Origin of the sequence: Curtobacterium sp. NPDC088465, assembly GCF_044753165.1 — a bacterium.
Lineage (GTDB): Bacteria > Actinomycetota > Actinomycetes > Actinomycetales > Microbacteriaceae > Curtobacterium.
In genome coordinates this window covers 175,317-188,523 of record NZ_JBIVMR010000002.1, presented here as the reverse complement: position 1 = coordinate 188,523, position 13,207 = coordinate 175,317, and the positions used below count along the sequence as shown (strand labels likewise).

Annotated in this window: 10 protein-coding genes and 1 tRNA gene; 2 read left to right on the top strand and 9 right to left on the bottom strand. The window is 72.7% G+C overall.

Going from position 1 to position 13,207, the window contains the following annotated elements; translation table 11 throughout:
* Positions 1-88: 88 nt before the first annotated feature.
* The 9 genes from prmC to argS all read right to left on the bottom strand — a co-directional run bounded on the left by prmC (position 89) and on the right by argS (position 12,344).
* Positions 89-964, bottom strand: a complete 876-nt coding sequence (prmC, locus tag ACIP6W_RS08230) for a peptide chain release factor N(5)-glutamine methyltransferase (protein ID WP_400429651.1) — start codon at positions 962-964, stop codon at positions 89-91.
* A 19-nt stretch (positions 965-983) separates the two neighbouring features.
* Positions 984-2,066, bottom strand: a complete 1,083-nt coding sequence (prfA, locus tag ACIP6W_RS08225; RefSeq protein ID WP_066654635.1) for a peptide chain release factor 1 — start codon at positions 2,064-2,066, stop codon at positions 984-986.
* 3 nt (positions 2,067-2,069) lie between these two features.
* On the bottom strand, positions 2,070-4,280 hold the full coding sequence (rho, locus tag ACIP6W_RS08220) for a transcription termination factor Rho (protein ID WP_251155059.1): 2,211 nt from the start codon (positions 4,278-4,280) through the stop codon (positions 2,070-2,072).
* Between the two features lie 177 nt (positions 4,281-4,457).
* Positions 4,458-5,414 carry a homoserine kinase gene (gene thrB, locus ACIP6W_RS08215; protein ID WP_251155148.1) on the bottom strand — a complete coding sequence of 319 codons (957 nt, stop codon included), beginning with the start codon at positions 5,412-5,414 and terminating at the stop codon, positions 4,458-4,460.
* 32 nt (positions 5,415-5,446) lie between these two features.
* On the bottom strand, positions 5,447-6,526 hold the full coding sequence (gene thrC / locus ACIP6W_RS08210) for a threonine synthase (protein ID WP_066654638.1): 1,080 nt from the start codon (positions 6,524-6,526) through the stop codon (positions 5,447-5,449).
* A gap of 50 nt (positions 6,527-6,576) precedes the next feature.
* Entirely contained in the window at positions 6,577-7,896 is a 1,320-nt protein-coding gene (locus tag ACIP6W_RS08205) for a homoserine dehydrogenase (protein WP_209682380.1), read from the bottom strand.
* A 56-nt stretch (positions 7,897-7,952) separates the two neighbouring features.
* Complete coding sequence (lysA, locus tag ACIP6W_RS08200) at positions 7,953-9,353, bottom strand: diaminopimelate decarboxylase (protein ID WP_311205481.1); 1,401 nt, start codon at positions 9,351-9,353, stop codon at positions 7,953-7,955.
* 87 nt (positions 9,354-9,440) lie between these two features.
* Positions 9,441-10,196, bottom strand: a complete 756-nt coding sequence (locus tag ACIP6W_RS08195; RefSeq protein WP_209682376.1) for an LmeA family phospholipid-binding protein — start codon at positions 10,194-10,196, stop codon at positions 9,441-9,443.
* 477 nt (positions 10,197-10,673) lie between these two features.
* Positions 10,674-12,344, bottom strand: a complete 1,671-nt coding sequence (gene argS, locus ACIP6W_RS08190; RefSeq protein ID WP_251159739.1) for an arginine--tRNA ligase — start codon at positions 12,342-12,344, stop codon at positions 10,674-10,676.
* A 72-nt stretch (positions 12,345-12,416) separates the two neighbouring features.
* On the opposite strand from argS, the gene ACIP6W_RS08185 reads away from it, so the two are divergent.
* Together ACIP6W_RS08185 and ACIP6W_RS08180 are read left to right on the top strand one after the other, a co-directional pair.
* A complete protein-coding gene (locus ACIP6W_RS08185; RefSeq protein ID WP_400429014.1) occupies positions 12,417-12,989 on the top strand; it encodes a hypothetical protein in 573 nt (190 codons plus the stop codon).
* Between the two features lie 134 nt (positions 12,990-13,123).
* Positions 13,124-13,195, top strand: a tRNA-Arg gene (locus tag ACIP6W_RS08180).
* Positions 13,196-13,207: the final 12 nt, after the last annotated feature.

Genomic DNA, 13,207 nt, shown 5'->3' with positions numbered 1-13,207 from the left:
CTCGCAGCGCTGTGCCGCTGCGCAGCTCCGCCGAGGTCGCGTCGTGCGGGCACCGGGACGACGGCCGGGAGGCCCGGAGCGACCACGCCTAGCGGGTGGCGGTGGTCGTGCGGTCGCGCCCCGTCAGGTCGACGTGCGTCTCCGGGGACCGGAATCCCCGCCGTGCGAGCACGTCGCGCACGCCGGCGCCCTGCTGCTCGGCGTGCTCGATGACGAGGAGCCCTCCCGGGACGAGGAGCCGCCAGGCGGTGTCGGTGAGAGCCCGGACGGCGTCGAGCCCGTCGGGTCCCCCGTACAGCGCGAGCGCCGGGTCGTGGTCGCGGACCTCGGGGTCGACGGGCACCATGTCGTCGGGGACGTACGGCGGGTTCGAGACGACGACCGAGACCGTGCCGTCGAGCTCCGGGAGCGCGTCGGCGAGGTCGCCCTCGACCAGTCGGACGGTGCCGCCGTGCGCGTCGATGTTGCGCCGGGTCCAGGGCAGCGCCTCGGGTGACCGCTCGACCGCGTAGACGAGGGCGTTCGGCACCTCGGTGTCCATCGCGACGGCGATCGCCCCGCTGCCGGAGCCGAGGTCCACCGCCACCGGCTCGGCCACCGCGGTCGCACGCAGTGCGTCGATGCCGAACTGCACGACGCCCTCGGTCTCCGGCCGGGGCACGAAGACGCCCGGCCCGACGGACAGCGTCAGCGCCCGGAAGTGCGCCTCGCCCGTGATGTGCTGCAGCGGCTCGCGGGTGGTGCGACGGGCGACGGCGTACCGGAAGCGCTCGACGTGCTCCGCCGCGATGGCGCCGCCCGTCAGGGCACGGGCCTGCACGGCACCCCGCGACGTGTCGGTCGCCCAGGCGAGCAGGAGTTCGGCGTCGACGCGCGGGGTCGGGACACCGCGCGCGACGAGCGCAGCGGTCGCCTCGTCGAGGAGGCGATCCGCTGCGGACGTGGGACGACTGTCGGAGGTGATCCGTGCCTCCAGACCGGGCCTAGGCGTCCTGGTCGCCGATGGCGGCCAGGCGTGCCTCTTCGTCCGCCTGGATGGCGGACCGGACGACGGGCTCGAGCGCACCGTTCATCACGCGGTCCAGGTCGTACGCCTTGTACCCGGTGCGGTGGTCCGCGATGCGGTTCTCCGGGAAGTTGTACGTGCGGATGCGCTCCGAACGGTCCATGCCGCGGATCTGCGACTTGCGCGCGTCCGAGGCGATGGCGTCGAGCTCCTCCTGCTGTCGCGCGAGGATGCGGGCGCGCAGGACGCGCATGCCGGCCTCACGGTTCTGCAGCTGGGACTTCTCGTTCTGCATCGCCACCGTGATGCCCGTGGGCAGGTGGGTGATGCGGACTGCGGAGTCGGTCGTGTTGACCGACTGCCCGCCGGGGCCGGACGACCGGTAGACGTCGATCTTGAGGTCGTTCTGGTTGATCTGGACCTCCTCGGGCTCGTCCACCTCGGGGAACACCAGCACGCCGGTGGTCGAGGTGTGGATGCGTCCCTGCGACTCGGTCGCCGGCACGCGCTGCACCCGGTGCACACCGCCCTCGTACTTCAGGTGCGCCCAGACGCCCTGGGACGGGTCGGTCGCGTTCGACTTGATCGCGACCTGCACGTCCTTGTAGCCGCCGAGGTCGCTCTCGGTCCGCTCGAGGAGCTCGACCTTCCAGCCCTTCGTCTCGGCGTAGTGCGAGTACATGCGGAGGAGGTCGGCCGCGAAGAGCGCCGACTCCTCACCGCCCTCACCGCCCTTGATCTCCATGATGACGTCGCGGCCGTCGTCCGGGTCCCGCGGGATGAGCAGCCGGCGGAGTCGCTCCTGGCGCTCCGACAGCTGCTCCTGGAGCGCCGGGACCTCGTCCGCGAACGCCTCGTCCTCGCGGGCGAGCTCCTGGGCGGCGGCGAGGTCGTCCCCCGCCGCCTGCCAGGCCTCGTACGCGGCCTTGATCTGGTTGAGCTCGGCGTACCGCCGGTTCACCTTCTTCGCGCGGGCCGCATCGGCGTGGAGCGCGGGGTCCGACAGCTGCTGCGTCAGGTCCTCGTGTTCCGCCAGCAGCCCGGCCACCGACTCGAACACGCGTTACTCCTGGTGGCCGTCGTGGCGACCGCCGGTCGTGGGGACCGACTTCTGCACCTGGACCAGGAACTCGACGTTCGACTGCGTCTCCTTGAGGTTGCGGAGGACGACGTCGAGCGCCTGCTGCGGGTCGAGCCCGGCGAGGGCACGGCGCAGGCGCCACGTGATCTTGACCTCGTCGGCGGAGAGGAGCTGCTCCTCGCGCCGGGTGCCGGAGGCGTTGATGTCGACGGCCGGGAAGATCCGCTTGTCTGCGAGGTGCCGGTTGAGGCGGAGCTCCATGTTGCCGGTGCCCTTGAACTCCTCGAAGATGACCTCGTCCATCTTGGAGCCGGTCTCGACGAGCGCGGTGGCGAGGATGGTCAGCGAGCCGCCGTCCTCGATGTTGCGCGCAGCGCCGAAGAACCGCTTCGGCGGGTACAGGGCCGCCGAGTCGACACCACCGGAGAGCACGCGGCCGGAGGCCGGCGTCGCCAGGTTGTAGGCGCGGCCGAGACGGGTGATCGAGTCGAGGAGCACGACGACGTCGTGGCCCAGCTCGACCAGGCGCTTCGCACGCTCGATGGCGAGCTCGGCGACCGTGGTGTGGTCCTCCGCCGGACGGTCGAAGGTCGAGGCGATGACCTCGCCCTTCACCGAGCGCTGCATGTCGGTGACCTCTTCGGGCCGCTCGTCCACGAGCACGACCATGAGGTGCGCCTCGGGGTTGTTCTTGGCGATCGCGTTGGCGATGGCCTGCAGCACGACGGTCTTGCCGGCCTTGGGCGGCGAGACGATGAGGCCGCGCTGACCCTTGCCGATCGGTGCGACCAGGTCGATGATGCGCGTGCTGAGCTTCGCCGGCTCGGTCTCGAGGCGGAGACGCTCGTTCGGGTACAGCGGGGTCAGGTCGTGGAACTCGACACGGGCCGCTGCCTCGTCCGCGGTCTGGCCGTTGACCGAGTCCACCTTGACGAGCGCGTTGTACTTCTGGCGCGCCTGCTGCTCGTTGTCGCGCGGCTGCTTGATCGCACCGACGATCGCGTCGCCCTTGCGCAGGTGGTACTTCTTCACCTGGCCGAGGGACACGTAGACGTCGCTCGGTCCCGGCAGGTAGCCGGTCGTGCGGACGAACGCGTAGTTGTCGAGGACGTCGAGGATGCCCGCGATCGGGATGAGGACGTCGTCCTCGGTGATCTCCGGCTCGAACTCGTCGTTCTGACCGCCGCGGCCGCGCTTGCGGTCACGCTGACGACGACCGCGGCCGGCCTCGGCCTCGTCGGCGTGCTGCTGCTGCTGGGCGTTCTGCTGCTGGCCGTTCTGCTTCTGCTGGCCGTTCTGCTTCGGCTGACGGTCGTCCTGCTTCGCGTCGCCGGACTTCTGCTCGTCCTGCTTGCCGTTCTGCTTCTGCTGCTGACCGTTCTGCGGGCCGGCGTTCGCCTGGCCGCCGTTCTGCTGGCCGCCGTTCTGCTGGCCGCCCTGCTGGTCACCGCTCTGCTGTTCGGTGCCCTCGGCGTTCTGCCCGCGGCCACGACCGCGACCACGGCTGCGACGTCCGCGGCGCGAACCGCCCTCGCCCTGCTGGTCGGCCTGGTCGCCCTGGTCCGTCGCCGAGGTCGGCTGCGCGCCGGTCGCCTCGTCGGTCTCGGGGGCAGCGGCCTGCTCGGCGCCGTCCCGCTGCTGGCCGCCGTCCTGCTGGCCGGCGTCCTGGTTCCCGCGGCGGCCGCGGCGGCGACCGGACTGCGCGGCCTCCTCCGCGTCCTTCTCGGCACGGACCTGGTCGAGCCCCGCGAGCAGGTCCTCGGTGCCGGTGTGCCCGTGGTTCGTGTGCTCCGCGGCCGAGGTCTGCGCGGTGTTCACCGTGCCGGCCGAGGAGGCGCGGCGCGAGCGGCGACCGCGGGGCTCCGGAGCCGACTCCGTCTGGTCGGCTGCGGCGTCGTCGGCGGCCGGCGAGGTCGCCGGTGCGGCCAGCGTCGGCTGCTCGGCGGGGGTCTCCTGCGCCGCGGGTGCGGCCTCCGCGGCGGCGGGTGCCTCGTCGGCCGGCGTCTCGGCAGCGGGGGCGGCGTCGTCGGTCGCGGGGCGCTTGTCCTCGATCGACGCGATGAGGTCGCCCTTGCGGAGCTTCGAGAGCCCCGTGATGCCGAGCGAGGAGGCGATGCGCTGGAGCTCCGGGAGGCGGAGCGCGCGCAGGTCGCTGGGGATCTCCACCGGGGTGGAGTCGTTGACGTTCGTCAAGGTCGGTGTTTCCTTTCGAACCGCAGAACGCGGAGAGTTTCCACCGTCCCGGCGCATGGGTGCGCTGCGACCGCCGTTCAGACGACGGACCGGGATTCGGTGATCTGAAAGAGAGTGCCCCCGCGCACCGGACCCTGCGCCAGCGCCGACGGATCCGGTTCGGATCGGTCTGTGCGCCTACGCTGGATCGGCTTCGAGCGCCGAGTGCGGCACCACTGTAGCACCACCGAGGTCCACGGCCAGCATGAGCGCCCGCCAGTCGGACTGCGCGTGTCGCGCCACCAGGTCGGCCGCGGTGAGGCGCTGTGCCGGGTCGCTGCCCAGCACGAGCAGGCTCGGCCCGGCGCCGGAGACCACCGCGGCGAGCCCGTGCTGCCGCAGCAGACCGATCAGTGCATCGGTCTCCGGCATGGCGCTCGCACGGTACGACTGGTGCAGCCGGTCCTCGGTCGCGGCGAGCAGCAGCTCCGGGCTCTGGATGAGGGCGGCGACGAGCAGCGCCGAGCGCGACACGTTGAACGCGGCGTCCTCGTGCGGCACGCTCGCGGGCTGCAGGGACCGCGCGAGCTTCGTCGAGAGCGTCGACGTCGGCACGAAGACCACCGGCGAGACGCCTCGGTGCACCAGCAGGCGCTTGACCGCGGGACCCTCGGCGGTCATCCACGCGATCGTCAGACCACCGAAGAGCGCCGGAGCGACGTTGTCGGGGTGGCCCTCCATCTCGGTGGCCAGGGTGAGCAGGGTCGACGCGTCGAGGTCGACGACCCCTTCGAGCAGGCCGCGGGCCGCCATCAGCCCGGCGACGATGGCGGCGGCCGACGAGCCCATGCCGCGGCCGTGCGCGATCGCGTTCACGGCGTGCAGCTCGAGTCCGGGCTGCTCCACGCCGGCGTGCTCGAGGCCACGACGAACGGCCTGCACCACCAGGTTCGACTCGTCGGTGGCGACCTCACCGGCACCGACGCCCTCGACGATCACGGTCGCGCCGGGCTCCGGGCGGACGCGGACGACCACCTCGTCGTAGACCGACAGCGCCAGCCCGAGCGAGTCGAAGCCCGGGCCGAGGTTCGCGGAGGTCGCCGGGACCCGCACACGGACCGCCCGTCCGGCCGGTACAGCGCTGCGGGCGGTCACGCCCTCCCCCGGTCCGGACGAGCGGTCGACGCTCACGCGGAGCCGACCAGTCCGAGCACCTCGGCGACCGACTTCGTGTCGACCGGGACGCTCGTCGGTGCGACCTCGCCGCCGTCCTCCGTGCGGAGGGCCCACTGCGGGTCCTTCAGGCCGTGGCCGGTCACCGTGATGACGACCTTCGCGCCCTGCGGCACGACACCGGCGTCCGCACGCTCGAGCAGCCCGGCGACGCCGATGGCCGACGCGGGCTCGACGAAGACCCCGACCTCGGCGGACAGGATGCGGTGCGCGGCGAGGATGCCCTCGTCGGTGATGGCACCGAAGTAGCCGTCGGTCTCGTCACGCGCCTCGAGCGCGTACTGCCACGACGCCGGGTTGCCGATTCGGATGGCGGAGGCGATGGTGTCCGGGTGGCGGACGACCTCGCCGGAGACGATCGGGGCGGAGCCGGCGGCCTGGAAGCCGAACATGCGCGGCATCCGCGTCGAGCGGCCCGCGGCGACGTCCTCGCGGTAGCCGCGGGAGTACGCGGTGTAGTTGCCCGCGTTGCCGACCGGCAGGAAGTGGAAGTCCGGGGCGTCGCCCAGCACGTCGACGACCTCGAACGCGGCGGTCTTCTGCCCCTCGATGCGGTCGTTGTTCACCGAGTTGACCAGGTGCACCGGGTAGTTGGCGGCGAGGTCGCGCGCGATGTCGAGGCAGTCGTCGAAGTTGCCCTGCACCTGCAGCAGCTGGGCGTCGTGCGCGACGGCCTGGCTGAGCTTGCCCATCGCGATCTTGCCCTCGGGCACGAGCACCGCGGCGGTGATGCCCGCGTGCGTGGCGTAGGCGGCCGCCGAGGCGCTGGTGTTGCCGGTCGACGCGCAGATGACGGCCTTCGCGCCGTGCTCGACGGCCTTCGAGATCGCCATCGTCATGCCGCGGTCCTTGAACGACCCGGTCGGGTTCATGCCCTCGAACTTGACGTACACGTCCGCGCCGGTGCGCTCCGACAGGCGTCGGGCCGGGATGAGCGGCGTGCCGCCCTCGCCGAGGGTGACGACGGGCGTCGCCTCGGTGACGTCGAGACGGTCGGCGTACTCGCGCAGGACTCCCTGCCACTGGTGGGCCATCAGGCTCTCCTTGTTCGGTGTTGTGCAGTCGGGTTGCTGACGGTGCGGGGCTAGGCCCCGACCACCCGCAGGACGCTGGTGATCTCGACGACGACGTCCTCGCCCCGGAGCGCGACGACCGTGGCGGCCAGGTCGGACTCGCGGGCGAGGTGCGTGCCGATGACGAGGTTCGCGGTGCCGGCCGTGCCGTCGCCCGGGTCGGTCGCGGCGGACTGCTCGACGGTCTCGACGCTCACGCCGTGCTTCGCCAGGACGCCGGCGACCGTGGACAGCACGCCGGGGGCGTCGGCCACGTGCAGCGTGATCTGGTAGCGGGTGCGGACCGTGCCGATCGGGAAGACCGGCAGGGCCGACTGGGTCGACTCCGCGATGCCGGGGCCGCCGATGACGTGACGACGGGCGGCGGACACCAGGTCGCCGAGCACGGCCGACGCGGTCTCGACGCCACCGGCACCGGCGCCGTAGAACATCAGGTCGCCGGCGGCCTCGGCCTCGACGAACACGGCGTTCTTCGCCCCGTGCACACTGGCGAGCGGGTGCGACTCCGGCACGAGCGCCGGGTAGACACGGGCGCTGACGCCCTCGACGCCGTCCTCGTCGGTCAGGCGCTCGGCGGTCGCCAGGATCTTCACGACGTAGCCGGCCTTCCGCGCGGCGCGGACCTGCTCGATCGTGACGGCGGTGATGCCCTCGCGGTGCACGGCGGCCAGGGGCACGGAGGTGTGGAACGCGAGCGAGGCCAGGATGGCGGCCTTCTGCGCGGCGTCGTAGCCCTCGACGTCGGCGGTCGGGTCGGCCTCGGCGTACCCGAGCTCCGTGGCGGTCGCGAGGGCCGCCTCGAAGGTCGAGCCCTCGCGGTCCATCAGGTCGAGGATGAAGTTCGTCGTGCCGTTGACGATGCCCATGATCCGCTCGATGCGGTCGCCCGCGAGCGAGTCGTGCAGCGGCCGGATGATCGGGATCGCGCCGGCGACCGCGGCCTCGTAGTAGAGCTGTGCGCCGACCTGCTCCGCCGCGGCGAAGAGCTCGGGGCCGTGCGTGGCGAGGAGCGCCTTGTTGCCGGTGACGACGTCCGCACCGGACTGCAGCGCCTGGAGCACCAGCGTGCGCGCGGGCTCGATGCCGCCGATCAGCTCGACGACGATGTCCGCGCCGAGGATGAGCGACTGCGCGTCCGTCGTGAAGAGCTCCTTCGGCAGGTCCACGTCGCGCGGAGCGTCGAGGTCCCGCACCGCGATGCCGACGAGCTCGAGGCCGGCACCCGCGCGCGAGGCCAGCTCGTCGCCGTGCTCGAGGAGCAGGCGCGCCACCTGGGAACCGACGGAGCCGGCTCCGAGCAGCGCGACGCGGACGTTGCGGTATTCGATCATGTGGTGCGCATTCCTGTGGGGCGGGCGGCAGCCCGGTCGGGTCGGGGTCAGCGGCGTCAGCCGGCGACGACCCCCGTGTCGCGGGCGAGCAGGTCGTCGATCGACTCGCCACGGACGAGGATACGGGCTGCGCCGTCCGCGACCGCGACGACCGGCGGACGGCCCACGTGGTTGTAGTTGCTGGCGAGGGACCAGCAGTAGGCACCGGTCGCCGCGACGGCGAGCAGGTCACCGCGGTGCACGTCGCCCGGCAGGTACTCGTCGTTCACGACGATGTCGCCCGACTCGCAGTGCTTGCCGACGACCCGGGTCAGCACCGCCGGGGCGTCCGAGCTGCGGGCGAGCCGGGCCGTGTAGTCGGCGCCGTACAGCGCCGGACGGGCGTTGTCGCTCATGCCGCCGTCGACCGACACGTAGGTGCGGGTCGCCGAGGAGCCGTCCTCGGTCTCCAGCGAGACGGGCTTGACGGTGCCGACGCGGTACAGCGTGGTGCCGGCCGGGCCGACGATGTAGCGACCGGGCTCGACGGCGATCTCCGGGACGGGGATGCCCCGCTCGGTGCAGGCGTCGGCGACGATCGTGGCGAGGGCCTCGGCGACGTCCTCGGGCGCGAACGCCTCGTCGGCCTCGGTGTAGTCGATGCCCCACCCGCCGCCGAGGTTCAGCTCCGGGACCGGACCCGTCGCCACGAGTTCGGCGTGCACGTCCATCAGTCGCCGAGCTGCCTCACGGAACCCGGACTCGTCGAAGATCTGGGACCCGATGTGCGAGTGGAGCCCGACGAAGGCGAGCGATGGCTCTGCCCGGACCGCCGCCGCGGCGGCGGCGGCCTCGCTCAGGGGGATGCCGAACTTCTGGTCCTCACGCGCCGTGGCGAGGTACTCGTGCGTCGAGGCGTGCACGCCGCTGTTGATCCGGATGCGCACGCGCTGGACCGTGCCGGCGTCGGCGGCGGCACGCGCGACGCGGCCGATCTCCTCGTGGCTGTCGAGGACGATCGTGCCGAGGCCGACCTCGACCGCGCGGGCGATCTCGGCGTCCGACTTGTCGTTGCCGTGGAAGCCGAGCAGCGCGGGGTCCGCTCCCCCGGCCAGCGCGACGGCGAGCTCACCGGCGGTGCACACGTCCAACCGCAGTCCGGCCTCGGTCATCCACGCGGCGACCTGGGTCGTGAAGAACGCCTTGGCGGCGTAGTACACGTGGGCCCGCGTGCCGATGCGGGCGAACGCCTCGGTGAAGGCCGTGCGGACCCTCGACGCGCGTGCCTGGACGTCCCGCTCGTCGACGACGTAGAGCGGGGAACCGAACCGGGCGACCAGGTCCGACGCCGTGATGCCGCCGACGGCGAGCTCACCGTCGTCCGTCCGCGTAGCCGAGGCCGGCCAGATCCGCGCGGTCAGCGCGGAGGCGTCGGCGGGGAACCGCAGCCGCGGCGGGGCAAGGGGGTTGGCGCTCACGGGACCCGATCCTACCGAGCCACCACGGGCCTCCAGGCCGGTGTTACGCCCGTCGACCGCGGTGGTGACGCGCCGGGATCGACGGTGTCAGCCGCAGGCGCCGACCGTGCGCAGGCCCTGCTCGGTCAGCGGCAGCGAGTCGGCGGTGACCCGGACGGTGGCCTCGGCGGAGGTCACGTCGACGGACCGGACCCGGAGCTGCTCGGGCAGGAACTGCGCCGTGCAGACCTGCACCGGGACGCCCGTGACGCCGGGGATGCGGTCGACCTTCAGGCCGAGGTCCGAGTTCGTGATGCGGACGCTCTGCGGGGTGATCGTGACGCCACGGCCGTCCTGCTGCGCCACCACGTCGCCGGTGGCCGCGTAGCCGATGTCGTACCCGAGCACCGCGGTCGAACCGGACAGCTCGACGCCGCCGTCGACGAGCCGGAGCCGCTCGAACAGCGGGCTGTACTTGGCCAGGTCCTGCACGCTCGTCGCGGCGAGGGTGACGTGGCCGTCGACGTCGTGCACGTCGCCCTTGCCGTCCACCGGGACGTCGCGAGCGGTGACGTCGGCGGCCAGCGGGACCCCGTCGACGGTCAGCCGGTCCGAGGTGATGTCGACCCGGTCGAGCGTGCCGGCGAGCAGCTGCGGGACGACGATGCCCTCGGCGTGCGCGGTGACCTCGCCGGTGGCGCCCTCCGGGAGGGACTGCTCGACCTGGTCGGCGATGATCCGGTCGACGACGCCCCGGAGCACGAACTCCGCGACGACGACGAGCGCGGCGAGCACGAGCACCAGGACGACGAGGACGACGGGCCAGCGACGGCGCTTCCGGGAGGGCTCGGTGGCGACGGACATGCGTCCCACCCTGCCAGGTGCTCCCCGCAGCCGGCCTGGAGGCGCGATGTGCGCCCGGTGTGCGCGCTGCGGCGGGCGGGGCGGCGGGGCGCGGCGGCCGGCGGGGCGAGGCGCGGCGGGGCGAGGCGGGGCGCGGCGGGGCGAGGCGCGCCGAGGCGGGGCGGGGCGGGGCGGGGCGGGGCGCGGCGCGGCGGGGCGAGGCGCGGCGCGGCGGGGCGGGGCGCGGCGGGGCGCGAGGCGGGGCGCGGCGCGACGCGGCGCACGGCCCGACGCGGCGCGACGTGCTCGCGCACAAGCGGAAGCACGTCGCGCCACGAGATCACCTGGCGCGACGTGCTTCCGGTTGTGCGGATGCGTGCTGGGCGCGCCGGCGACGAACCATTGAAACGACATCGAACCAGGCGGATCGCCTGGTTCGATGTCGAGAACGTGGTTCGACGCGACGCGACGCGACGCGACGCGACGCCGCGCGCCGCGCTACATGCGCTCGGGCGCACTCACCCCGAGGAGGCCGAGGCCGTTGCGGACGACCTGCCCGGTCGCGTCGTTCAGCCACAGGCGCGTGCGGTGCAGGTCCGACACGGCCTCGTCGCCGAGCGGCGTCACCCGGCAGGAGTCGTACCAGCGGTGGTAGAGCCCGGCGAGCTGCTCGATGTACCGCGCGATGCGGTGCGGCTCGCGGAGCTCCGCGGCCTGGCGCACCACGCGCGGGTACTCGGCGAGGGCTCCGAGGAGGGCGCTCTCCGTCTCGTGCGTGAGCAGGGACGCGTCGAACGCGGAGCGGTCCACGCCCGAGGCCGCAGCGTTGCGGGCGACCGACTGCGTGCGGGCGTGGGCGTACTGCACGTAGAAGACCGGGTTGTCGTTGGTGCGCTTGGTGAGCAGGTCGAGGTCGATGTCGATCGAGGTGTCGCTCGCGAACCGCACGAGGGCGTAGCGACCGGCGTCGACACCCACGGCGTCGACGAGGTCCTCCATCGACACGATCGTGCCGTTGCGCTTCGACATGCGGAAGGGCTGGCCGTCCTTGAGCAGGTTCACCATCTGGCCGATGAGGATCTCGAGGTTCTTGCCGGGCTCGTCACCGAACGCCGCGCACATCGCCATCATGCGACCGACGTAGCCGTGGTGGTCCGCGCCGAGCATGATGAGGTTGCGCTCGAACCCGCGCTCGCGCTTGTCGAGGTAGTACGCCAGGTCGCCCGCGATGTACGCCGGCTGCCCGTCGGACTTGATCACGACGCGGTCGCGGTCGTCGCCGAAGTCGGTCGTGCGGAGCCAGAGCGCACCCTCGGCCTCGTACATCTTGCCGAGGGACTGCAGCCGCTCGATGGCCCGCTCGACGGCCTTCGACTCGTGCAGCGAGTTCTCGTGGAAGTAGACGTCGAAGTCCACGCCGAAGTCGTGCAGCGACGACTTGATGTCGGCGAACATGAACTCGACGCCCTCGCGACGGAAGAGCTCCTGCGCCTCGTCGCGCGGCAGGTCACGCACGTCGGTGCCGGCGGGCAGCGTCGCGATGACCCGCGCGGCGATCTCGCCGATGTAGGCACCGCCGTAGCCGTCCTCCGGCGTGGGCTCCCCCAGCGCCGAGGCGACGAGCGACCGGGCGAAGCGGTCGATCTGTGCGCCGTGGTCGTTGAAGTAGTACTCACGGGTGACGAGGCCGCCCTGCGCCTCGAACACGCGGGCGAGCGAGTCACCGACGGCGGCCCAGCGCACACCGCCCATGTGGATCGGACCGGTCGGGTTCGCGGACACGAACTCGAGGTCGATGGACACGCCCTCGTACAGGTCGCCGTGTCCGAACGCGTCGGCCTGGTCGACGATCGTGCGGGCGATCTCACCGGCGGCGGCGGCCTCGAGCGTGATGTTGATGAAGCCGGGGCCGGCGACGTCGACGGACGCGACACCGTCGAGCTCGGTCAGCTCGCCGGCGATCTCGGTCGCGAGCTCGCGCGGGTTCGTACCGAGGCGCTTCGCGAGCTGCATCGCCGCGTTCGAGGCCCAGTCGCCGTGCGCACGGTTCTTCGGCCGCTCGAGGGCCACGTGGGACTCCCCGATCGTCACGGTGTCGGACGCGCCTCGTCGCTCGACGATCCCGGTCAGGATCGACAGGTACGCGGCGGAGAGTTCGGCAGGAGTCACGAGGGTCGAGTCTACCGGGACGCCCAGGTGCCTCGCGGGCCGGTGCCGGACGGCGTGCAGCATCATGGCTGGATGACCTCCCGCAGCCGTGTCCGGGCGATCACCGTCGCCCTGCTCTCCGTGTCCGCCGCCGTCGCCCTGTCCGGCTGCACGGGCGGGTCCGACGACGCGGCCCCGAGCGCGAGCGCCACCCCGATCGGCACCGCCGTGCGGCAGACGTGCGCCGAGCTGCTGCCCACGAGCGTCCTCGCCGTCTACGGCAAGACCTTCGAGCAGGACACGACCTGGACGCCCGCGAAGGGCACGCCGGCCGCGACGATCGCCCGCCAGCGCGGCCGGGTCTGCCACCTCGTCGCCACCGACGACCCGTCGACGACGATCACGCTCGCCGTGGCGCACCTGCCTGAGAAGTCGCTCACGACGCTCAAGGACGCCCTCTACGAGCGCGGTGGGTCCGTCCCGACCTACCGCGTCGAGGGCTACTACGCGCTGGACGACGGCGTCGGCCGCGCGGACGCCTTCCCGGATCCGTACTGGGTCACCACCGAGTCGACGCTGTACACCGAGCCCGGCGGGGCGCAGCCCGTCGTGGACGCGGTGCGCTCCGTGCTGCTGCCGTCCGCGTCGGCCAGCCCGGCGGGCTGACGGCACCGCAGCCGGACGGGAGGCACGGTGCGGGCCCGTGCCGCGCCTCCCGTCCGACGGTGGCCGCGACACGGACGCGACACGCGCTGTCGGGACCGGCTCGCGTTACCTGCTACGGTTGATCTCACCCACGAGCCCCCATAGCTCAGGGGATAGAGCACTGCCCTCCGGAGGCAGGGGCGGAGGTTCGAATCCTCCTGGGGGCACATCGAGCCCCC